At 57.4% G+C, this 20,594-nt stretch carries 24 protein-coding genes; 6 read left to right on the top strand and 18 right to left on the bottom strand.

From position 1 onward, the window contains the following. Positions 1 to 35 precede the first annotated feature (35 nt). Positions 36 to 824 carry a hypothetical protein gene (locus tag CQW31_RS15395; protein WP_081011201.1) on the top strand — a complete coding sequence of 263 codons (789 nt, stop codon included), beginning with the start codon at positions 36 to 38 and terminating at the stop codon, positions 822 to 824. Then, positions 769 to 2,109 carry a hypothetical protein gene (locus CQW31_RS15390; RefSeq protein WP_028692963.1) on the top strand — a complete coding sequence of 447 codons (1,341 nt, stop codon included), beginning with the start codon at positions 769 to 771 and terminating at the stop codon, positions 2,107 to 2,109. Before CQW31_RS15395 ends, CQW31_RS15390 begins: the two co-directional genes overlap by 56 nt. 41 nt (positions 2,110 to 2,150) lie before the next feature. On the opposite strand, the gene CQW31_RS15385 is transcribed toward CQW31_RS15390, so the two are convergent. The 14 genes from CQW31_RS15385 to pilM all read right to left on the bottom strand — a co-directional run bounded on the left by CQW31_RS15385 (position 2,151) and on the right by pilM (position 13,008). Next, positions 2,151 to 4,400 carry an SNF2-related protein gene (locus CQW31_RS15385; RefSeq protein ID WP_028692964.1) on the bottom strand — a complete coding sequence of 750 codons (2,250 nt, stop codon included), beginning with the start codon at positions 4,398 to 4,400 and terminating at the stop codon, positions 2,151 to 2,153. A gap of 98 nt (positions 4,401 to 4,498) precedes the next feature. Next, a complete protein-coding gene (locus CQW31_RS15380) occupies positions 4,499 to 5,938 on the bottom strand; it encodes a DUF6094 domain-containing protein (protein WP_023629560.1) in 1,440 nt (479 codons plus the stop codon). Between the two features lie 32 nt (positions 5,939 to 5,970). Further along, complete coding sequence (locus CQW31_RS15375) at positions 5,971 to 6,567, bottom strand: hypothetical protein (protein ID WP_023629561.1); 597 nt, start codon at positions 6,565 to 6,567, stop codon at positions 5,971 to 5,973. Between the two features lie 63 nt (positions 6,568 to 6,630). Next, on the bottom strand, positions 6,631 to 6,885 hold the full coding sequence (locus tag CQW31_RS15370) for a hypothetical protein (protein ID WP_023629562.1): 255 nt from the start codon (positions 6,883 to 6,885) through the stop codon (positions 6,631 to 6,633). A gap of 92 nt (positions 6,886 to 6,977) precedes the next feature. Further along, a complete protein-coding gene (locus tag CQW31_RS15365; protein WP_023629563.1) occupies positions 6,978 to 7,583 on the bottom strand; it encodes a DUF3275 family protein in 606 nt (201 codons plus the stop codon). 60 nt (positions 7,584 to 7,643) lie between these two features. Next, the gene (locus CQW31_RS15360) at positions 7,644 to 8,054 is read right to left on the bottom strand and encodes a hypothetical protein (protein ID WP_023629564.1); all 411 of its coding nucleotides are present in this window, start codon (positions 8,052 to 8,054) and stop codon (positions 7,644 to 7,646) included. 69 nt (positions 8,055 to 8,123) lie between these two features. Beyond that, positions 8,124 to 8,444, bottom strand: coding sequence for a hypothetical protein (locus CQW31_RS15355; protein WP_031314724.1), 321 nt, complete (start codon positions 8,442 to 8,444; stop codon positions 8,124 to 8,126). 307 nt (positions 8,445 to 8,751) lie between these two features. Beyond that, on the bottom strand, positions 8,752 to 9,102 hold the full coding sequence (locus CQW31_RS15350; protein ID WP_023629565.1) for a hypothetical protein: 351 nt from the start codon (positions 9,100 to 9,102) through the stop codon (positions 8,752 to 8,754). Positions 9,103 to 9,333: 231 nt separating this feature from the next. Next, on the bottom strand, positions 9,334 to 9,759 hold the full coding sequence (locus CQW31_RS15345) for a hypothetical protein (RefSeq protein WP_023629567.1): 426 nt from the start codon (positions 9,757 to 9,759) through the stop codon (positions 9,334 to 9,336). Between the two features lie 75 nt (positions 9,760 to 9,834). Further along, entirely contained in the window at positions 9,835 to 9,993 is a 159-nt protein-coding gene (locus CQW31_RS31160; RefSeq protein ID WP_023629568.1) for a hypothetical protein, read from the bottom strand. Positions 9,994 to 10,046: 53 nt separating this feature from the next. After that, the gene (locus CQW31_RS15340) at positions 10,047 to 10,619 is read right to left on the bottom strand and encodes an STY4534 family ICE replication protein (protein WP_023629569.1); all 573 of its coding nucleotides are present in this window, start codon (positions 10,617 to 10,619) and stop codon (positions 10,047 to 10,049) included. A gap of 324 nt (positions 10,620 to 10,943) precedes the next feature. Next, positions 10,944 to 11,069, bottom strand: a complete 126-nt coding sequence (locus CQW31_RS31650; RefSeq protein WP_023629570.1) for a hypothetical protein — start codon at positions 11,067 to 11,069, stop codon at positions 10,944 to 10,946. 249 nt (positions 11,070 to 11,318) lie between these two features. After that, positions 11,319 to 11,669 carry a hypothetical protein gene (locus CQW31_RS15335; protein ID WP_023629572.1) on the bottom strand — a complete coding sequence of 117 codons (351 nt, stop codon included), beginning with the start codon at positions 11,667 to 11,669 and terminating at the stop codon, positions 11,319 to 11,321. 898 nt (positions 11,670 to 12,567) lie between these two features. After that, the gene (gene pilM / locus CQW31_RS15325) at positions 12,568 to 13,008 is read right to left on the bottom strand and encodes a type IV pilus biogenesis protein PilM (RefSeq protein WP_023629574.1); all 441 of its coding nucleotides are present in this window, start codon (positions 13,006 to 13,008) and stop codon (positions 12,568 to 12,570) included. Between the two features lie 104 nt (positions 13,009 to 13,112). On the opposite strand from pilM, the gene CQW31_RS15320 reads away from it, so the two are divergent. After that, on the top strand, positions 13,113 to 13,391 hold the full coding sequence (locus CQW31_RS15320; RefSeq protein WP_230852927.1) for a helix-turn-helix domain-containing protein: 279 nt from the start codon (positions 13,113 to 13,115) through the stop codon (positions 13,389 to 13,391). Beyond that, positions 13,366 to 14,019 carry a site-specific integrase gene (locus tag CQW31_RS15315; RefSeq protein WP_081011204.1) on the top strand — a complete coding sequence of 218 codons (654 nt, stop codon included), beginning with the start codon at positions 13,366 to 13,368 and terminating at the stop codon, positions 14,017 to 14,019. The genes CQW31_RS15320 and CQW31_RS15315 overlap by 26 nt, the downstream gene beginning before the upstream one ends. On the opposite strand, the gene CQW31_RS15310 is transcribed toward CQW31_RS15315, so the two are convergent. From CQW31_RS15310 to CQW31_RS15295, 4 genes are read right to left on the bottom strand one after another with little or no spacing between them, the layout of a single operon-like run. Next, positions 13,992 to 14,954: an SdiA-regulated domain-containing protein gene (locus CQW31_RS15310; RefSeq protein ID WP_010794530.1), complete on the bottom strand. Its 963-nt coding sequence runs from the start codon at positions 14,952 to 14,954 to the stop codon at positions 13,992 to 13,994. The genes CQW31_RS15315 and CQW31_RS15310 overlap by 28 nt on opposite strands. A 45-nt stretch (positions 14,955 to 14,999) precedes the next feature. Further along, entirely contained in the window at positions 15,000 to 15,359 is a 360-nt protein-coding gene (locus CQW31_RS15305) for a TraR/DksA family transcriptional regulator (RefSeq protein ID WP_003090764.1), read from the bottom strand. After that, the gene (locus CQW31_RS15300) at positions 15,359 to 16,210 is read right to left on the bottom strand and encodes a universal stress protein (protein WP_003090760.1); all 852 of its coding nucleotides are present in this window, start codon (positions 16,208 to 16,210) and stop codon (positions 15,359 to 15,361) included. Before CQW31_RS15300 ends, CQW31_RS15305 begins: the two co-directional genes overlap by 1 nt. A gap of 14 nt (positions 16,211 to 16,224) precedes the next feature. Next, positions 16,225 to 17,712, bottom strand: coding sequence for a SulP family inorganic anion transporter (locus tag CQW31_RS15295; RefSeq protein ID WP_003090759.1), 1,488 nt, complete (start codon positions 17,710 to 17,712; stop codon positions 16,225 to 16,227). A 465-nt stretch (positions 17,713 to 18,177) separates the two neighbouring features. Between CQW31_RS15295 and CQW31_RS15290 the strand changes: the two genes are divergently transcribed. Beyond that, positions 18,178 to 18,738, top strand: coding sequence for a recombinase family protein (locus tag CQW31_RS15290; RefSeq protein ID WP_003124096.1), 561 nt, complete (start codon positions 18,178 to 18,180; stop codon positions 18,736 to 18,738). Between the two features lie 2 nt (positions 18,739 to 18,740). Further along, on the top strand, positions 18,741 to 20,594 hold a 1,854-nt coding region (locus CQW31_RS15285), incomplete at its 3' end, for a Tn3 family transposase (protein WP_143524222.1).

The following is a 20,594-nucleotide window of genomic DNA, read 5'->3' as shown; positions in this document are numbered from 1 at the left end:
AAATACACATATCTGTAAATATGCAAGGTGATCGATTGAAAATAAAGGTTGGTAGGGTCCGCGATTACTTGGTTGCCACACTGGAAAATACCCAGGCTCACGCAAATGAAGCCCCTGAGCTCATGCATTTGATTGCTGAGATGGATGATATTTTTCACGATGAGATTTTCTCTATTCCGCTCTCACAAGAGCCGACAGCAAACTTGCTTATGATAAATGCATATACCATGCTTCTGGCTGGGATTAGAGAGGCCTTGTCTGGGCATGTTGTTTGCGTTTTTCCAATAGTTAGAGCTGCGTTAGAGTCTGCCTGTTACGCTTATCTCATAGCAAATGACGCTACCAAGGCTGATGTTTGGCTTGAAAGACATTCGTCGGATAATGCTGTAAAGAGGTGTCGGAATGTATTTACTGCTAAAAAAGCTGTGGATATTTTAAAGTGCAGTGATCCGGTGATGGCCGATTATGTCTGGGGGTATTACGAGGCCTCAATAGATTTTGGTGCGCACCCTAACACCAAGTCTGTGATTGGTCATCTGTCTGACTCCGGGTCGGTTGGAGAAGGTTTGCATGGGTTTGAGCTTACTAGCGTGTACGGAGAAAATAGCTGGCAAGTCAACCACGCCTTGTTTGTCTGCGTTGAGGCAGGGCAGGCCATCGCGTATTTAATAGCGGCCTCAATCGCAAATCACCCTTTGATTCACGAGCGTAGTACAGTATTCCAAGGCTGGGTAGATGCCAAAAATCGGATGGTTGAGGAGCTAACTGGTGAAGCTTGCGATCGCAGTACGCCAGTCTATTCTTCCGTTAGCCCGCCGCTTTGACTACATCGAAGAGGTTGCTATGCTGAATATAAGTGAGAATGCATTCAGGGATTATATATTCAATAACCATAGAGAAGATTTTTCCTCTTTGATTGCAGGGCGGAGGGAGCCGGTGGAGTGGTACGGCGAAGAATTTCCACCGCTTCATTTCTTGCTACGCCGAAAGGTTGAACGTGCCATAAATGAAATTCTGGATCAGCTGGAAGAATTGGTCTTAACGGCTAAGGAGCTACGGCTTGAAAAAAATGGTCCTCATCCGACTCGCGTGGATCTTTTTGGGTGCTCAGAGTCTACGGGCATCACTATCATCGAGTTGAAAAAGTCGCAGCAAACCGAACGCCAAGCTTTTACTGAACTCTTAGCCTATGCAAATCACTTCTGCTCGATATTTCCTGGAGTTAACGAGACGGCAATCACCACTGTGTTGGTTGCGCCGATGGAGACCAGAACGGTAAAGGATGCATACGTTCAAGAGCTATTGCTGAATAAGAAGAACATTGTATCTCTTATTCCTTCTTGTCAGGATGGGCGCTATTGTCTTAATGTATTTTACCCTGATGAGAATTACTACAAATGGTTCGAGAATAACGTATTCAATGATCACTCCATGACCTGTGTGACCATGTCGTTTCCGCTGATTAAAGGCTGGATAGACTCTGAATATAGCGAGCCTCCGCAGTACGCAAAAGATGCGCTGAATCAAATAAGCAACTCTATTGCGCAGGTTTTAGAGTCCAAAGGGTTCCATTCTATAGTTTATGCCTCTCAGAAGTGGAGCGAGATCGCGGGTCTATTCCCCTATCCTAATATGATTGTTGTGGCGGCAATGAATCCATTTTCTTCGGTGAGAACGTATGCTGAGGATGATGAGATAGGGGGAAGATCTGCACCCGGGAGGCTGACTGAAGTTCAGTTAATTTATAACCAGCTAACCAAAGACGGTCAGCGCTTTAACTGGCTTGAGACGATGGAAAGTGACTTTACCGGTCGTTTGATTCGAGCCGTCCGCGATCAGCTGGAGTTCTGCCTTCTGAATGATTCGCGATCAATACATGTCGAAACTGGACTGCCGGATTGGTATGGGTTCAAGACGAGTATGGTGGATGCGGTATTTACACACAATTTGGAGGCGCATACTACTGGGCTCTTGAGGGAAGTGTATACTGAATATGTTTGTTATCTATATGAAACTGGCCAACAAGAAGTGATGTTTGGTTATCAGATGTTAACTCCGTTTCTCGCAGTGTGGGAGATTTGTCGTGGCTTCGGTTACGAATCGGAGTAATAGCATTCAGGGAAAAAGGCCACCGATTGGTGGCCCTTTTTTCATGTAGCTATAAGCTGTCTAGCAAGAGCCATTTCAACAGAGTCCCCATCCTGGTTCAGTGAGTCGAGCCCGGATTCCGGTACATCGCCCGAAGTGCTCTGCGCCACCGCGATCTTCTTGGCCATCAGTTGCAGGCAGGTAATCTGCGAGCTGCCGGCGTAGCCGAAGAAAATCACGCGGACCGGATGTTTCTGCCCAATCCTCCACGACCGCCGCGCGGCTTGCTGTAGGGTGTACACGTTGTACCCCGTCTGCAGGAACGCGATGGTTGGGAAGTCCAGCAGGTCCAGCCCGGTCTTGACCAGCTCCGGGTTGGTGAGCAGCACGTCGATACCGCGGTCGACCTGGTCGAGGATCCAGTCCTCGCGCCGAGCCGTTTCAACCGTGGCCCGCAGTACCGCAACGCGCAGACCGGCCTGCTCGAGGACCTTCTTCAGCCTGGACGTGGTATCGCGCGTCCCGCTGTAGACGGTGTATGCAAGGACCTTGCGGCCTTTCGCTTTCTCCTCGAGGCATAGGTTCAGCAGCGCCTGCTCCTTGGGCATCAGTTCATCGTCGCCGAAGAGCGCCGGCACAAAGGCTAGCGTGTCTCGGGTGCGAGGATGTTTGACCATCTCCGATCGGAAGCAGCAATCCGGCCAGGCCAACAGCACATTGAGCACCACTCCCAGAAGGGTGGTGTCTCTCCGGGCCAGAGCCTGGCGGAGTTCAGCTGTCAACGTGGCCGCCAAGCGCAGGTAGGCCGAGGCCTGCTCCGGCGCCATGGGCACGTCGATGAATTCCTCCTGGTAGCTGGGCAGCACATTGCCGCCGATATCCTTGAGTTTCAGGAACACGGTGAATGGCAGCACGAACCGGTGGATGCCTTTAGGGCCGAAGCCTGGGGCCTTCACGGTGCGTACCGACAGCTTCTTGCCCTTGGCGGTCTTGTGCGAATCGCCATCGCGCTCGGTGTAGATGTCCTTGAGCACGCCGTGATCGCGCATGAACGACATGGCTGCAGGCGCCATGCTGCCGCGTGCGTTGGGTCGGTAGCCGTCCTCGATCATGCGCTGGGTGAGGATGCGGAACAGGAGGTAGAACAGGTCGTCGGCGTAGCCCCCCATCAAGGTCCCGGTGAGGAGCAAGGTTTTACGCGCCTTCGCGGCCAACACTCCCATGGCCTGGCCTTGGGCCGAGCCGCTGTTCTTGTACTCATGCCCCTCGTCGACAACCAGCAGGTCGAAGAAGCCATCGGGTAAGTAGCGCTTGATGAACTCTGTCGGCTGGTAGCCGCCTTCGCCGAATCCGAACTCGATGTTGGCCATCGCCCGCTCCATGCGTTTGGCCTGGCGGTCGCTGAAGACGAAGTTGCCTTTCGCGTCCATCAAGTTGATGAACTCTGAGACGTTGTCCACCAGCATCGAGGCCAGAAAGTCCTCGCCGAAGTCGTTCAGCAGCCGGTCCGCCCGGACCGGGCCGATCGTCGGTATCCGGCACATCGACTTCAGGATCGTCGAGCGTCGGTCCCCACCATCGGCTTTGCCTGGGCGCATAAGCGTCCAGAGGGCAGCGTTGCAGGCCGTGCAGTTGCGACGGCGATCACCGCGCTCGAATTCGTCCACGGTGACCAGGTTGCCCTCCAGGTCCTCGAGGACCTGGCCACAATCTGGACATGCTGCCAGCAGCTGGCCACCTGCAGTACGCCGTTTCCAGCAGGCGAGTCGCCAGTGGAAACCCATCCGCATCCTGACTCGGCCGAGAATGAAGAACTCCGGCCGGCCGTCGTAGGTTTGCCCCGACTGGTCACGCAGCTTGAGCAGCTTGACCAGCGTGTCCGGGCCGTTGAGTACCCAGACGCGGGCGTCTGGCGTGGTTTCCAGGATCTCACGTCGCCACTTGTAGACCAGGTGGGGCGGTGAGATGACGAGTGTCCGACGGTAGCCTGATGCATGCATCACTGCAGCGACAGCGATGGCCATCATCGTCTTCCCGGTACCCATCTCGGCGTTGATGATCGCGGCTTGCTCGTTGCGATCGAGCAGTAGCGCCGCAATAGCTTGGACAACCTCAGCTTGCGCCACGAATGGCGTTCGCTTGAGGTTCGCCATCACGGCCTGCCGCTGTTCGTTAATGCTGCCGGTGTAGACCGGAGGGTTGGAGCGGTTGAGAGATTCCAAGAGCTCGTCGCCGAACTCGTCGATGAAATCGGTCAGGTTGATATTCAGGGGGGAGTTGGCCGAGGCGGCCGCCTGGGTCAGTGCGTTCATGTGCATCTCCTGCAGGGAAAACAGGGCATGCACAAACCCAGACGGGTATGGACATACCCTGTGGGTTGGTGTGGGGTGGGGAGCTGTTGTGGCGCTGGTCAGTAGTCGCTGGGAAGTAGCAGGGTAGTGGAGCTGCGGTCGGCTTCGGTGATGATCCAGAGCCTGGACTCGTCGCCGGCGTCGATGTCGTAGCTTGAGAACAAACGGTCTCCATGGGTAAGCGCGAGCTGATTGGAGGATCGATCGTCATCGCATAGCTCACCCCAGTCGCCAGCAAGATGGCGTTTCAGCGCGGGAGTAGGGTTGAGCTGCCCGGTTTCGACCAGATGGCTGACAGCAGCGGTCATCATGATCTGCCCCGGGTTGAACAGCGGCGTTGCAACTGACTGGTCGGTTGCAGGCGTTTCGTCGTTGCTCGCCGGTGAGGAACTGATGATCAGCACCTGGCCGTGGTTCACCGAGGAAGGTGTCATTTCCCAGGCGCGGATGATCGGAATGAACCGGTCGGTGAGGATCCTGACTTCTGAGACGTTACCCTTCTCGTCCTCAGTGAATTCGGTCTTGCGCACCTTGTCCTTGTAGGTATCACCCTTCACGACCAAGGTCCGCCCCGACTTCGAACGTACAACACCGGAGATTGCGCCGGCGGCCAGGGCCAGTGCGAGGTGCCAGCGTGAAAGCTCGCGGACAGGGGCTCGGGGTTGAAGCCCGGTTTTCCCGAAGTGCAAGTTGAAGTCTGGCCAGAGGCCCCGCAACCGCAGGATCTCGGAGGCGAATTGCTCCGGCTCCAGGGTAATGCGGTAGAAGTGCTCCAGCTCGCTAGCAGCTGACGGGACGAGGTACGGCTCCCATGTCCAGTTGGCTGGGATCTCCTCAGCTTGCTCCTGGCCGGCGCCGATCGCCTGCAGGCGAGACCTCACCTGGTTGGTGGAAACCCGGGCCAGGTCCTGCCGACGTACACGGATGCCGAAGATCACCACCTGTTTGAAGGTGGGGTCTGCAGCACCGTATACACGCATTTCGGTGAAGTGGTTGCTCAGCCATCCAGTGAACTCGTCGTCCAGCACGTAGTGAGGAACGATGAGCACCATGACGCCGCCGTACTGCAGAAGCGGGAGGCAGCGTTGATAAAAAGCTTTCTCCAAGCGCCGGCGGCCGCTGCCTTGGTACTGGGATGCACCGGAGTGATCCGCGACGAGGTCACCGTAGGGTGGGTTGAGCCAGAGCAAGCCGAACGACTGGCGGCTGATCAAGGTGTCGAAGAGGTCGCTGTGCAGCACCCGATCGAGCAGGCCACGCGCGTGATCCGCGCGTTCGCGATCGTACTCGACGGCGAATGCTTGGACCTGGTCGCGGCCCAGGAGGTGAGCTGCTTCAGCAAGGGCAACACCCTCGCCGGCGCAGGGGTCGCAGATCCTCATCCTGCCCGAGGTGGCGGGAGTGAGCGCCTGCAGCGTGCGTTCGAGCGTGATCTCATCGGTGGGGTAGTAGCCGTTGCGGGCAAAGTTGCGCGCCAGGCGCGGAAACATAAGGGCCATAAGCGTTCCTTGAGTCATAGGTGAGCCCAGGCCTACGCCTGAGCTTCGATAGTGAGTTCGCCGCGACGGATCAGCTCTCCGAGGGAGGGCTCGAGCACGTCGAGCTGAAGAGCGAGCCGCCAGGCGCAGACGTTGCCGATCGCCCCGGGTAGGGCAGTCAGCATGCGGTGCTGGGTGAGGACTTCCATCACGGGCTCGTGCCAGTGGGGGAGAAGGGGAAGCGGGCAGGTCTCGATCACCAGTGGCCAAAGCCGTTGGTGAGGGGCTTCATTGCGCTCCAGGAGGGCAAAAGCGAAGTGATTGGCTTGGTCGGGCACCGAAGCGCGCCGATCGAACAGCCAGAGGTGCAACATGCTGCCGAATAGGGTGCCGCGGAATTGCCGTGTGGTGCGCTTTTCCAGTAGGTCATGGTTAGGGAAAACGGGAATGCTCCGCCCGTCGACGAGAATGTGGAACTGCTCGATGCCATTCTCTTCTCGGCCAAGTGTGAGCCTGGCCAGAAACTCCTGCAGTGCGGTGTCACGACCCCAGGCCGACATGAACACCAGGTTGCGTTGCTCGTCGCACACACAGGCGTCGACGTACAGGTCCGGGCATTCTTCGATCTGGAACAAGGGGGATGGGTGCATGATGGCCTCCGTAGTGGAGGCGTCCGTCCCAGAGGGCGGAAGCCCCCCGGGGTGGTCTGGTGGTTAGTTGAAGGTCCTGGTGTCTGGATCGAACACCACGGGTTTCTCATTGTGCAGTGGCCCGTGACCAGCAAGGAAAATCTGGATGCGATACTGGTCACGCAGGCGGATAGCGGCCTCCGCCTGGTCCAGTGTGAGCTCCAACTCCTCGATGAACAGGTCGACGAGCTCCTCGTCAGTCGACACCTCGTTGTTGGACAGCTGGTCCTCGATGTTCGCGAGGGTTTGTTTGCTCAAGTTGCTGAAGATGGCGTTCATGGTGGTGCTCCAGGTAGAGAATGGAGCCCCCCGAGGAGGCCCCTCAGGGTGCGTGGTTCAGGTTGACCACGGCAGTGGTGTGGCAGGGCGCTTTAAAGCGAGGCCCTGGTCCAGGTTTGAGTTTTGAAGTCCATGGTGAAACCGAGCTGGTCCAGTCGGGTGCATTGGGCGCGAAGCCGTTGTCGGTCAACGGTAGTGTCGAGCCTCACGGTTTCGCCCAGTGGCCACACCGTGCCAAACAGCTCGGCATCGATGTCGTTCGTGCTTGGTGGTGCCGTTGGACTCATCCCGAAGGGCTCATCCGAGGCGAAGGCATCAGTTTGGGGCCGTCGCGCCGGTGTATTTGGAGTCCGACGTGGCGGTATCGGTGTGGATGGTGGCCCGTCCTCTTCAAGAGGGTCAGGGACGTTTGTTGGCAGGTGTTCTTCGTCCTCGCGACTGAGACCTGTGACATCCTCCAGGGTCATGCCCTCAAGTTCAGCCCTGATCTCAACAACGAGTCGACCGCCGTGCGAGTAGTACGAAGGTCGAATCTGCTTGATTGCGAAGTCACCTCGGTATTTACCCTCCTGGTACTGATCCAGGAGAGCATCCTTGATGGTGAACTCACCGATCGAGGTACTGAGGCGGCCGACGTTGAAGAGCCCGAGTCGACCGGAGATGGTGCGGATGGCCAACTGGCCGGTGATGGAGATCATGTGCGCTCCCCGTAAGGCATGGGGAACACCAGCGGGTGCTCCCCGCGAGGTGGAAGGTGATCAGTAGTCGAACAGAGGCAGACCGTAGAGAACGTTGCTGTTGGGGTCGATGACCAGGAACCTCACTTCAGCCTGAGCGGCAAGGGTGAGCACTTGGATGGTCTCCTCGCTGAAACCCTCGGCGGCTTGCAGAGCTTGAAGTGTCGACAGGTCGTACCCCCAGTGCTGTCCCAGATGTTGGTCGGTCCAGGGCGTACTGAGAAGTTTGAAGCCGATGGCGTCACTGTCGGGCAGGGTGAAGCACTCGAAATGAAGCAGAGCTGTATCAGCAGTTTCTACGAGTGCCTGCAGCTCCTCCCAGTCCTCCTCGGGCAAGTGTGCCGAGGCGATCTCGAACGCTTGGCTGTAGCAAGGATGAGGTACAGGGTGATCGCCGGTAGCGATGTGGAATGGGTTGGGTGATTGTGCCATGTGGCGTGCTCCTGGTTGAGAGAAGCCACCCCAGAGGGTGACCCCTCTGGGTGAGTAAAAATGGCTGTGTCAGGCGGGGTCTGCAGTGTGCTGCAGCTGGATCTGGATGTAGGATGGCTCGTCCTCGGGGGTCACGATTTGCAACATGAGGGCGACCCAGTCACGGTCGCGGCCGGTGTGGCGCTTCGTGTACACACCGAAGGACAGAGCACTGGCCTGAGGCTGCTGCTTGAGCTCTTGCCACGCCGCCTGGACGACAGTGGCGAGGCGTTGGCTCATCTCGGCCACCCGCATGGGGTTTTCGAGATAGACCGCCCGCATCCAAGCCGGGTTGTCCAAGACTACAGGAAGGGTGAGGTATGCCTCGGATGAGGCGGGGGAAAACGACATATGAGGTCTCCAAATAAAGCGAGGCCTCGTCCGCGAGGATGAGATCCCCGCAGGTAGGTAATGTAGAAGGCACTCCATCACTGGGTGATGCGATCGCGCTGCCGAGTGCTCGGCGATCTTGGGTGGGTTGGCGCAACGCGCTGGAGCCTTAAACCCTGGCTCCGGGAGGCACTGTCAACGACAGTGAACCAATACGGAATTCGTTTCCCGGACTGTAGGCTGAGGCCTCACAGTTGCCAGGTGTCTGCTTTGAAAGTCCCCCCGAAGGGATACCCTTCGGGGTGGAGGACTGGTGATACAGGGTGGGTCAGATCATGTCTTCGTAGATCTCTTCCCAGAGGTTGGAACTAGCTTCCTGTACAGCGCGGTAGTGCTCATCATCGAGCTGGAAGCCTTGCCGTTCTGCCTCACGTTTGAACAACTGGTCGTGAGGAAAGGTGAGAGCTGCATACTGATCGCGCAGCGTAGTGAGCAGGCTCATCTCGTACAGTTCGAAGTGTTGGCCACAGCGATCCAGGGCGAGGTTCGAGCTAGCTTTGATTGAGTCCGCGAACCGCCGCTCAAGCACGTCTACGCGGATGAAGGCCCCGGCAACTCGTTTCTCGAAGGGATTGGTGATGAACATGACGCCATTGAAGACTTGGGTGGCTTCAGACATGGTGATTCTCCGATGAGGGGGTCACCAACCCGCTCGGGTGATGTACCCGATAAGGTTTATAAGAGCGCAGCCGAAGGATGTCTGGTTGTTACAGCACGATGGCATACGTCGCATCGATTGGTACGTAGAGGAGTTCGAAATTTCGCTCGAAGTTCAGCGGAGGCATGATGTCTCTCCATTGAGGATCATCAGCCAGATCGGGTGATGTTCCCGATACGGTTAAGTGAAATGCTACAGATCATTCGGATCCATAAGACCCTGTATGACCCTGATAAGGCATGTATTAACCCGAAGATCCTTGGGAGTTATCTCGCCTCGGGCATAGGCCATGTCAGCTAGATGGTATTCACGGCCGCTGAGTTGCGCATAGACATCAACAAGACGATATCTGTCATTTGACAGTTCATCATCCGTGATTGACCAGGATGAGGCGAAGTGAGGAAGCAGCTTGGCGTAATCGCACCACTGCATGTTCGTGTAGTCTGGGATTCGCACCCCGTTATCATCGATCTCACAGCCCAGATGCGCGAATGAGGTCGAGTAGTACAGCCTAGGTTTCTGACCCTGGTTACGCAGCTCCTGAATATCTGAGCGCGCGGTAGCGAAGTCAGGGAAGCACTGCTGAATATCTCCAGCGACAGTGATGCAGTAGGGCATGGCGAAGTCCTTTGTGAGGAAAACGCCTCCCGAAGGGGATCGTCGTCCCCTATTGGGTAGGAATCAGGTTAGTGATCAGTGGGGGAGCGCAGTCGGGACTGTGCTGGCTTTGCGGTTGAGCACGTTAATCGCGAAACCGCTCAGCCCAATGAAAGCGCAGGCACCGAAAACAATGTCGCCGAGGATTACAGCGGCGACCAGGATTAGAAGGTTCAACGCGAACAGGATTTTCATGACTGCCTCCTTGGCAGAATATGAAGGCGCTGAAATCAGCGCCTTGATAGGGGTTATGCAGCCTGGTTGGCTTCCTTGGGAAGATCATTACCGAGGACAGGGTCGAGTTGCTCACCGAATTGGTCGGCGACTGGCTGTCCCTGATTCACGGGTTGCTCAGGTTGTTCCTGATTCAACGTTTGATCAACACCAGGTTGTCCCTGATTGTCAGTGGGCGGGGTGGCATTTTTCGGCTTCGCTTCGTAAACCAGCTTGCCGTCAACTTTGATCCAGCCGATGAAGAGCAGACGGCCTTTGAGGCTTGCGCCGGCCTGGCCCTTCTTGTCGCCTTTATCATAGGTGAAAGCGTCAGCCCAGATGTCGCCGATTCGGAAGGAGACGAGCACCTTCTTTTTGGCTTCAACGGCCTGCTGGCAGCGTTTAACCAGCGATTCTGCCTCAGCACCGACAACGTTGCAGTCGATGTAGGAATACTCGGCTTTATCAGTCGCGCCGTGCAAAGTTGCAACGGTGACACAGGTGAAGGGCTTGCCCTTGCGGGGGCTTACTTCACGGATACGGTTGAGGTAGCCGATGCCAGTGGTGTGCAGGTCGAAGAATTTGGCTTCGTTGGATTGGTTGCTCATGGTGATTCTCCAGTTTCAATAGCGAAAGCGGAGAAACACTTCGCCCATGGGGGAAAGTATTCCCCGCGTGGGTTGGGATGTAGCAAGTTGGGTGGGCTTCCATCAATCTCTCGATTGATCAATCGCGCTTCCGGAAGCTTGGCGATTTTGGGGAGATCAACACCGCAGTGGGTGTAGCAGTCTTTCAGATCATGACTGCTCGGGCTTGGGTTACTGACGACGTCAGCAGCTCACGGTCACAAGGATGGAAACGGAGAAACACATTGTCAAGCCCTGAAAGAAAAAAACCCTCCAGGTGGAGGGTTAAGTAGGGAAAATCGATGATCAATGTGCTCGAAGAATCTTCTGGCACCGGCGTTTGATATTAGGCCAATCGGCCCAAACTGCCATGCCGACGCAGATGACGAGCAGGGCGGTGAACATGAGGATGCCGAATGTGGTTTGGCTCATGTCATTCCTCCGGGGTGAGGTAAATGCCTGTGATCCAGATTACAACACCTACCACGAGGGCGAAAGCGGTCAGGAGACGGCTAGTGCTGAGGAAGATACCTACGAGGGCGGCGGCAACGGCCGTCGTTCCGATCTTGCGAAGGTCGTCTGCCACAGCGGCACGTTTTTTTGAAACCATGGCGTTCCTTTGATCGCCAGGCCCTCACCTTGCCAGGTGGGGTGCCTGGCACTGGGTGAGGTTGGAGGGAGTTAGATCGCAACTGGAGCTATGAGGTCGTTCAGCGGGCCCATACGCAGCTCTGATGCTTTGGGTTTGCTCGGCTTGCGCTGACGGGTACGGCGCTTGGTCGGTGGTACCGCTTTGGTGTTGTTTTCGAACCACTGGTTCAGATCAACACCGCGGCGTGCGAGGGTTGGAATGCGGCAAAGCTCATCCCAGTCGCTGCGGGTGGGTGCTATGTTCGCGAGTTGTACAACAGGCCGAACATGTGCTGGGACTACTGGGGCTGGACGTTTCATGGCGCGCAGGAACTCACGGGTGAGGGTGCCGAGCGCGTAGCCAAAACGGAAGCCGATGGAGGGTGCGGACATTGCGGTCATGGTGTTTCTCCTGCGGTTAAAAAATGCGGAGAAAACACTGTCCCTAACGGGGAAATGTATTCCCCGCTGGGTTTGCGGAAGGAGCTTCTATCGACGGAGGTCGACCGGTCGTGCTACCAGAAGCTAAACGACCTTGGGCTGGTGGATCACACAGACTTCGTGCTGCAGCATTACGGATCCGAGCTGCATGGGGCATGTTGCTGACGACGTCAGCAGATCACGGCTTAATAATCGGAGCGGGGAAGGGTTGTGTCAAGCGGAGGGGGAAAGGGGGGAGAGATGGAGGGAGAAGTCCGGCTGGATCAGCCCTTGAAAGGTGACCCAGCCGTGGTTGAAAAAAAAAGTTGAAGGAGCCACCTGTGTCGGAATCGTCGATCCCTGGGCATTGATCGTTTCGACTCTCATCACCTGGCCATTCTCGTGGCTTTGGCCAGCAAACATGAGGCACGCATCCGCGCACAAAAGGAGCCCGGCTTATCGCCGGCGGGCCACCGGCAAAGGAGAGAGTACCCATTGGGTAGCCTCATGGACCTTCGACAAGTCCATCAGGCTACCCAAGGGGAAGGAAAGAGGAGGGGCCACATTACCAATGTGGCCCTTGGATCAAAGAAGCACCGAACCTCTTGAAACTCTATGTGCCTGTGAACTCGATCATCACGAGTTAGACGGCTGCGCGACTAGAGAGAGCAGGGAGACACAGGGAGAGCTTTCAACCAGATCCGCACGCCCTTCCCGGAGCTATAGCGTGCTTACGGTTTGGTGTTGAGGCGAACCACAACACCTGGGCGCTACTGATGACCGTCAGTAGCCAGCGGGGTTGAACCAAAACTGATGTCATTATGGGTTGTACCATGGCCGGGATGCAAGGCTCGTAGGCTTTTTCGCGAGGCGTCAACTGTCAATAGACCGCAACGACTGCCCCCTCTGGGACGGGCGCTGGAACGGCTATGGCCATGTTACCCACCTTCGGTGAGAACAACTGGCCAGACCTCTTCACACCAACGGTGGCGGACTCAGTGCGCTCGGTCAGTGCAGCCGGCAGGCCGGCAGGAACCGTTCCCGCGATGTAGGTGTAGGACACACCACTCACGATGTATGTGGCGATCCCGCTTTGCTTGGTGTACCAGCTTGGAAGGTTCAGGGATGAGTCCGTCGGTGCTCCAGTGAACCCAGGGTTGGTCCGGGCATACTCTGCTGCGGCCGAGCGGTAGATCAACATACTCCGGCTGAGGGCATCGATCGTGGCCTGCTCAGTCACGGCCTCATCGGTGTGCTGCACCTGAGTGAAGATGCCTCCTGCCACGATCAGCAGGGTCATAGCGATCCAGTAGATGTACATGAGGAAATCCTGGGGGATGAGCGTTGTGGACTATAGTCCGCTGACGATTATAGTCAACAACCCGAAAATTCTGACCTTTGATCTCGTGATCTCGGGTTGGACTTTTGGAATTACAACCAGACTCTTCGAAAAAGCACAATCATGCATTCGGCATGGTGCTGGCCGAGCTGCGCACTGCTCGGGGCATCTCGCAAGAAAAGCTGAGCTTCGAAGCTGGTGTAGATAGGTCGTACATCAGTCTGCTTGAGCGTGGCCACAAATCTCCAACCCTGGATACCGTTTTCAACCTTTGCTGCGCATTGGAAATCCAATTCGACCAGCTGGCCAGGCTGCTGCAGGCCAAACTGGAAGAGTTGAATGACCCAGGACATGACGCTCGCTGAAGGCCTGACCCTTTATCGACAGAAAGTCTCCGTACTAAAGAAAGGCTTTGTACAAGAGAGTTACCGTATCTCAAGTCTGCTTAAGTCGAAGTATGCCGACAAGAACATGCGTGATTTTCGAAGCCCTGATATCGCTAGTCTCCGCGACGAGCGTCTCTTGCAGACCAACCCTAAAACGGGTTTACCCATATCACCATCTACGGTGCGCCTGGAAATGTCGCTGCTGTCGAACGTGTTCGACATTGGCCGGATCGAGTGGGGGGTGTGCGAGTCGAACCCGGTCTCGAACGTACGCAAACCGAAAGCAGCACCTGGCCGAGATCGGCGACTAACTGCCCGCGAGGAGCGCCAGATCATGCGTTATTGCCATGCGCATCCCACACCAGACCTCTATGTCCTGGTTGTGCTGGCGATCGAGACAGCTATGCGCCAGGGGGAACTGTTGAAGCTTGAGTGGGAGCACATCAGCCTACAGCGGCGAATTGCGCACCTCCCCGATACCAAGAACGGATCGAAGAGGGGAGCCCGCAGAATTCGGAAAAAATCGTACGCTAACAGTTCAAGCGTCCCGGCCACGCCTGACTGTAGCTTGTTGACTGGTCAATCTGTCTCGCGGGTAAAGCGATAGAACAAGTTCGGCTCGCTGACCACGTACAAATACCCTTCATCGTCGATGGTTACGCCTTCGGCTTGGGGTATACCTTTCAGCAAACCAGCAAACCCCCTCGCCAAGGAGCGGAAACTCACCACCTTGCCCTCGTCGGTCATTTCAATCAGCAGTTTCGACTCGTCGCTGAGCAGGATCAGATGGCCGCTCTGTTGATCGAATACAACCGAAGACAAGTCAGTGGCAAACACCTTGTCTTTTACTAGGTTGGACATGTCGCGGACGTGCAGGGAAACGCCTCCTTCCAGGCTGGCACGAAGGCCGCTCACTTCCAGTAATTGCCGGGGGTCACGCTCCTTGGTCACAAACAAACGATCACCTTTTAGGTCGTAGGCGAGCCCTTCAAGGCCTTTGTTGTCCTCCTTGCCAAGCGCCAAGGTTAGCGCTGAATACTGGTCTAGGCTCAATGGTCGATCAGGAGAAAGCTTACCGTATTCGTCGATGGGGATATCCACGATAACCAGGCTCTGCCGCCGCTCTTCGGCAATGACCAGTTGACCGTTGCCGGCATAGGACACCGCTTCCACGTCGTGGAAGCCATCCAGGCTGTAACGTCGCTCCACGTCACCGTCACGACTGAGGGCCAGCAGCTCGTTCGGGCCATTGGTAACCGCCCACAGCAGATTTAGGTCAGGATCGAAGGTCAGGCCCGAAAGGTTGTTGTCCACACCGGGAACCGCCTTAGCATCCAGCTCAACCCGATAGCCAGGCAGCCACACAGAGCGCTCCTGCCAATCGTCTGTGTGCCAGTGGGTCTTGATCCAAAAGTACAGACGATCATCAAGGTGATGAGTACGTACTTGGAATACGGTGAGCAACACAAGGCATACAAGCGCCCACATCCAAACACTTACTTTCCGTGTTCGGCCCAGCCAGTTTTTAGCCATCAAATACATTAGAAGCCTCGTTAAATCAGACTGACGCCACGAGCCGTGATGGTTTCAACCCGACTCGGCGCGGCTGGCACAGGTGATACACAACGGCGTGGCCGGATCGAACTCCAGACGGCCCGAGGCGATCAACTCGCCGCATTGGTTACACCAGCCATAGTCGCCCTCGTGCCAGCGCTTGAGGGCCAGTTGGAGACGGACACGTTCATGCCGTGCACGACTGCGGATCGCATCGTTCATCGCTTGTTGCTGGAGTGCGTCCATTCTCGATAGACGCCCCACCTTGCTTTGATCCAGCTCTACCGATTGCGAGCGAGACTCAGCGTCTCCCAGCAATCGATCCAGCTCGGCAGCCCGCTGTTCCAGTAGGGTCTTGAAATGGGCAAGATCGAGGGCGTCGTCCAGGCTCATTAGCGCAGCAGTAACAGCGGACTGGTGGTGGTACGGAGCATGCTGGTAGTGGTGCTGCCGACCAGGAACTGCCGGATACGTGAGTGTCCATAAGCCCCCATCACTAGCAGATCGATGCCATGCTCTTTCTGATAGGCGTGCAGGGTACGTTCTATTTCACCGCTCCGAGTCTCAGCGCGAACGGTAAATCCGGCGTTGATCAGCACTTTCTGCGCCCAGTCCAGCTGCGCGGACGCTTCGTCGTTCACGGGCCCAACCATGACCAGATGGATCGGCAGCCCCTTCAGCAGCGGGCTGGCTGCCAGCATCTCCACACCCTTGCGGGTTGTAGCGCCGCCATCGAATGCCAGCATCGCGCTCTTGGGCTTTTGGAAGTTGGCCGGGGTGACCAGGATTGGCCGGTGCATGATACGAATAACGCTTTCCAGCTGGCTTCCGACATGCTGACTCAGACCGCCACTAGACTCGCCCTGGCGACCGATAACCAGCAAGCGCGTTTCACTTTGCAGCTCTTGCAAGCTCTCCAGTAAATCGCCATGTCGCTGCTTGGACTCCGGTGCGCGCACACCATCATTCACGGCCCGTTCTTTCGCGGCTGCAAGCATGATTCGCCCTTGTTCAAGGGCCAACTTGCCGCGCTGTTCATCCAGGGAAGCAAGCTCATCAAGCAGGTGCTCGCGGCTGCCAAGGCCAATGTTGCCACTCAAATCTGCTGCAACCGGATACTGGCGCTGATCCAGCACATGCAGGAAGGTCAGCGGCGCTTCCAGGCTCAGACTGGCCCAGGCCGCGTAGTCGCAAACAGCTGGAGCCGAGGTGGAACCGTCGATACAGGCAATTACGTGGGTCATTGTTGTTCTCCTTCTCAGTGGCCCATGAGTTGATCAATGGCGTCAGGTTTATCGTGAACACCAAAGCGATCCACGATAGTGGCGCTGGCCTCGTTTAAGCCCAGCACTTCGACTTCAGTACCTTCACGGCGGAACTTAATGACTACCTTGTCCAGGGCTGCAACAGCGGTGATATCCCAGAAGTGTGCACGATTCAGGTCGATGGTTACCTTGTTCAGGGCTTCCTTGAAGTCGAAGGCTGCGACGAACTTGTCAGCCGAGCTGAAGAACACCTGACCGGTGACGTTATAGCTACGATGCTCGCCGGCTTCGTCCAGCGAAGAACTGATCGCCATGTAATGGCCAACCTTGTTGGCGAAGAACATCGCAGCCAGTAGCACGCCGGCTAACACGCCGAAGGCCAGGTTGTGGGTGGCCACCACGACCACCACGGTGACGACCATGACAATGTTGGTCGACAACGGATGCTTCTTCAGGTTGCGCAGCGAATCCCAACTGAAGGTGCCGATGGACACCATGATCATCACTGCCACCAGCGCAGCCATTGGGATCTGCTTCAGCCAGTCGCCGAGGAAAACCACCATCAGCAGCAGAAATACGCCTGCGGCAAGAGACGACAGGCGAGAACGACCGCCGGATTTCACGTTAATGATCGACTGACCAATCATCGCGCAGCCAGCCATACCGCCGATCAGACCCGAAGCAATGTTGGCCACGCCCTGGCCCTTGCACTCGCGGTTCTTGTCACTCGGGGTGTCGGTCAGGTCGTCGACAATGGTCGCGGTCATCATCGACTCCAACAGACCGACCACAGCCAGTGCTGCCGAATAAGGAAAGATGATGGCCAGCGTCTCGAATGTCAGCGGCACATCAGGCCAGAGGAAGATCGGTAGCGTATCCGGCAGTTCACCCATATCACCGACCGTGCGGATATCCAGACCAACCGACATGGCGACGGCGGTCAGCACGATGATGCACACCAGCGGCGATGGGATGAGCTTGCCGATCTTGGGGACATAGGGGAACAGATAGATGATGCCGAGGCCTGCGGCTGTCATGGCGTAGACGTGCCAGGTGACATTAGTCAGCTCGGGCAGCTGAGCCATGAAAATCAGGATCGCCAGTGCATTGACAAAACCGGTCACCACCGAGCGCGAGACGAAGCGCATCAGCGATCCGAGCTTCAGGTAGCCAGCAGCAATTTGTAGCACGCCACATAGCAGCGTGGCGGCCAGCAGATATTCAAGACCATGGTTCTTGACCAGAGTCACCATCAGCAGTGCCATGGCACCCGTTGCGGCCGAAATCATGCCTGGGCGGCCACCGACAAAGGCGATCACCACAGCGATACAGAAAGAGGCGTAAAGGCCGACCTTAGGGTCAACGCCAGCAATGATCGAGAAGGCGATGGCTTCAGGGATTAGGGCCAGTGCGACCACAAGACCGGCGAGGATGTCGCCACGGATGTTGGATAACCAGGTTTGTTTTAACGAGTGGAGCATCAGAATTCCCAAGGCAATGGATCGCGCAGCACAGCATGGCGCAGGCCAAGTGCAGCTGGTCGATACGAGGTCAAATGTCGGATGTAGAGGAGCTGTGGCGGGTGTTAAAACCTAAAGCACAGCAGAAAGCGACCGCTGGCAGAGCAAGCAGTCACAGATGATGCGGGGGGGCGAAGCGCTATGGCGGCGTAGGCAGCCAGATCATGTTTTGCAGGGTAAGCATGAGGTCTTATCGAGTGTCTTTAGTAACTCAATGGCCGCAACAGTCTACAGGAAGAGGGCAATTTCTGCGAGTCACCCCCGGACTAGGGCGTCCTGTTTGGATGTCAGCCTGAGCTATACCCTAACTTGGCGTCAGACCATCCGGCGCTAAATCGTCAGAATAGAGTTGCCTTCCGAATTGATTGACATACGCCGTCAAGGGTCATAGATTTCTTCCTGACACATTTCCCTCAGGAGGATACCTTGCACGGTCAGCGCATCGGTTACGTCCGCGTCAGCAGCTTCGACCAGAACCCAGAACGGCAGCTCGAACAGATCCAGGTGGATAAAGTGTTCACCGACAAGGCGTCGGGCAAGGACACACGGCGGCCCGAACTGGAACGGCTGCTCGCCTTCGTGCGCGAAGGCGACACGGTCGTGGTGCACAGCATGGATCGTCTGGCGCGCAACCTCGACGACCTGCGCCGCCTGGTGCAGGGCCTCACCCAGCGCGGCGTACGCATCGAGTTCCTTAAGGAGCATTTGACCTTCACCGGCGAGGACTCGCCGATGGCGAACCTGATGCTGTCGGTAATGGGCGCGTTCGCCGAGTTCGAACGCGCCTTGATCCGCGAGCGGCAGCGCGAGGGCATCGCGCTCGCCAAGCAGCGCGGGGCCTACCGTGGCAGGAAGAAATCCCTGTCGTCTGAGCGTATTGCCGAACTGCGCCAACGTGTCGAGGCTGGCGAGCAAAAGACCAAGCTGGCTCGTGAATTCGGAATCAGTCGCGAAACCCTGTATCAATACTTGAGAACGGATCAGTAAATATGCCACGTCGTTCAATCCTGTCCGCCGCCGAGCGCGAAAGCCTGCTGGCGTTGCCGGACACCAAGGATGAGTTGATCCGTCACTACACGTTCAGCGAAACCGACCTCTCCATCATCCGGCAGCGGCGCGGCCCGGCCAACCGGCTGGGCTTCGCCGTGCAGCTCTGTTACCTGCGCTTTCCTGGTGTCATCCTGGGCGTCGATGAGCCGCCGTTTCCGCCCTTGTTGAAACTGGTCGCCGACCAGCTCAAGGTCAGCGTCGAAAGCTGGGACGAATACGGGCAGCGGGAGCAGACCCGGCGCGAGCACCTGGTCGAACTGCAAACGGTGTTCGGCTTCCAGCCCTTTACCATGGGCCACTACCGGCAGGCCGTCCAGTTGCTGACCGAGATGGCCTTGCAGACCGACAAGGGCATCGTGCTGGCCAGCACCTTGATCGAGCACCTGCGGCAGCAGTCGGTCATTCTGCCTGCCCTCAACGCCGTCGAGCGGGCGAGCGCCGAAGCAATCACCCGCGCCAACCGGCGCATCTACGATGCCTTGGCCGAACCGCTGTCGGACGCGCATCGCCGCCGCCTCGACGATCTGCTCAAGCGTCGGGACAACGGCAAAACGACCTGGCTGGCCTGGCTGCGCCAATCGCCCGTCAAACCGAATTCGCGGCACATGCTGGAACACATCGAACGCCTCAAAGCGTGGCAGGCGCTCGACCTGCCTTCTGGCATCGAGCGGTCGGTGCACCAGAACCGCCTGCTCAAGATCGCCCGTGAGGGTGGCCAGATGACGCCCGCCGACCTGGCCAAGTTCGAGGCGCAGCGACGCTATGCCACCCTGGTGGCGCTTGCCATCGAGGGCATGGCCACCGTCACCGACGAAATCATCGACCTGCACGACCGCATCCTGGGCAAGCTGTTCAACGCCGCCAAGAACAAGCATCAGCAGCAATTCCAGGCGTCCGGCAAGGCGATCAACGCCAAGGTGCGGTTGTTCGGCCGCATCGGCCAGGCGCTGATCGAGGCCAAGCAGGCGGGCCGCGATCCGTTCGCCGCCATCGAGGCCGTCATGTCCTGGGATGCCTTCGCCGAGAGCGTCACCGAAGCGCAGAAGCTTGCGCAGCCCGAGGACTTCGATTTCCTGCACCGCATCGGCGAAAGCTACGCCACGCTGCGCCGCTACGCGCCGGAATTCCTTGCCGTGCTCAAGCTGCGGGCCGCTCCCGCCGCGAAGGACGTGCTCGACGCCATCGAGGTGCTGCGCGGCATGAACAGCGACAACGCCCGCAAGGTGCCCGCCGACGCGCCGACCGAGTTCATCAAGCCGCGCTGGCAGAAGCTGGTCATGACCGACACCGGCATCGACCGGCGCTACTACGAACTGTGCGCGCTGTCGGAGATGAAGAACGCGTTGCGTTCCGGCGACATCTGGGTGCAGGGGTCGCGCCAGTTCAAGGACTTCGAGGACTACCTGGTGCCGCCCGCGAAATTCGCCAGCCTCAAGCAGGCCAGCGAATTGCCGCTGGCCGTGGCCACCGACTGCAACCGGTACCTGAACGACCGGCTGACGCTGCTGGAAACACAGCTTGCCACCGTCAACCGTATGGCGACGGCCAACGAGCTGCCGGACGCCATCATCACCGAGTCAGGCTTGAAGATCACGCCGCTCGACGCGGCGGTACCCGACACCGCCCAAGCGCTGATCGACCAGACGGCAATGATCCTGCCGCACGTCAAGATCACCGAACTGCTGCTGGAGGTGGACGAATGGACGGGCTTCACTCGGCATTTCGCGCATCTGAAATCGGGCGACCCGGCCAAAGACAAGAACCTGTTGCTGACCACGATCCTCGCCGACGCG

Source organism: Pseudomonas sp. 382, assembly GCF_002759075.1.
Taxonomy (GTDB): Bacteria; Pseudomonadota; Gammaproteobacteria; order Pseudomonadales; family Pseudomonadaceae; genus Aquipseudomonas; species Aquipseudomonas vlassakiae.
The sequence above is the reverse complement of the archived record's forward strand: the minus strand, read 5'-3'. Positions and strand labels throughout refer to the sequence as shown.

Excerpts from the sequence above, each read along its gene's own strand:
- CQW31_RS15340 (WP_023629569.1), bottom strand. The coding sequence starts at position 10,619 with ATGAGCAACCAATCCAACGAAGCCAAATTCTTCGACCTGCACACCACT.
- CQW31_RS15365 (WP_023629563.1), bottom strand. The coding sequence starts at position 7,583 with ATGATCTCCATCACCGGCCAGTTGGCCATCCGCACCATCTCCGGTCGA.
- CQW31_RS15350 (WP_023629565.1), bottom strand. The coding sequence starts at position 9,102 with ATGTCTGAAGCCACCCAAGTCTTCAATGGCGTCATGTTCATCACCAAT.
- CQW31_RS15310 (WP_010794530.1), bottom strand. The coding sequence starts at position 14,954 with ATGTATTTGATGGCTAAAAACTGGCTGGGCCGAACACGGAAAGTAAGT.
- CQW31_RS31160 (WP_023629568.1), bottom strand. The coding sequence starts at position 9,993 with ATGAAAATCCTGTTCGCGTTGAACCTTCTAATCCTGGTCGCCGCTGTA.
- CQW31_RS15375 (WP_023629561.1), bottom strand. The coding sequence starts at position 6,567 with ATGCACCCATCCCCCTTGTTCCAGATCGAAGAATGCCCGGACCTGTAC.
- CQW31_RS15315 (WP_081011204.1), top strand. The coding sequence starts at position 13,366 with ATGACCCAGGACATGACGCTCGCTGAAGGCCTGACCCTTTATCGACAG.
- CQW31_RS15335 (WP_023629572.1), bottom strand. The coding sequence starts at position 11,669 with ATGACCGCAATGTCCGCACCCTCCATCGGCTTCCGTTTTGGCTACGCG.
- CQW31_RS15300 (WP_003090760.1), bottom strand. The coding sequence starts at position 16,210 with ATGACCCACGTAATTGCCTGTATCGACGGTTCCACCTCGGCTCCAGCT.
- CQW31_RS15295 (WP_003090759.1), bottom strand. The coding sequence starts at position 17,712 with ATGCTCCACTCGTTAAAACAAACCTGGTTATCCAACATCCGTGGCGAC.
- pilM (WP_023629574.1), bottom strand. The coding sequence starts at position 13,008 with ATGTACATCTACTGGATCGCTATGACCCTGCTGATCGTGGCAGGAGGC.
- CQW31_RS15305 (WP_003090764.1), bottom strand. The coding sequence starts at position 15,359 with ATGAGCCTGGACGACGCCCTCGATCTTGCCCATTTCAAGACCCTACTG.
- CQW31_RS15345 (WP_023629567.1), bottom strand. The coding sequence starts at position 9,759 with ATGCCCTACTGCATCACTGTCGCTGGAGATATTCAGCAGTGCTTCCCT.
- CQW31_RS31650 (WP_023629570.1), bottom strand. The coding sequence starts at position 11,069 with ATGAGCCAAACCACATTCGGCATCCTCATGTTCACCGCCCTGCTCGTC.
- CQW31_RS15355 (WP_031314724.1), bottom strand. The coding sequence starts at position 8,444 with ATGTCGTTTTCCCCCGCCTCATCCGAGGCATACCTCACCCTTCCTGTA.
- CQW31_RS15380 (WP_023629560.1), bottom strand. The coding sequence starts at position 5,938 with ATGGCCCTTATGTTTCCGCGCCTGGCGCGCAACTTTGCCCGCAACGGC.
- CQW31_RS15360 (WP_023629564.1), bottom strand. The coding sequence starts at position 8,054 with ATGGCACAATCACCCAACCCATTCCACATCGCTACCGGCGATCACCCT.
- CQW31_RS15385 (WP_028692964.1), bottom strand. The coding sequence starts at position 4,400 with ATGAACGCACTGACCCAGGCGGCCGCCTCGGCCAACTCCCCCCTGAAT.
- CQW31_RS15370 (WP_023629562.1), bottom strand. The coding sequence starts at position 6,885 with ATGAACGCCATCTTCAGCAACTTGAGCAAACAAACCCTCGCGAACATC.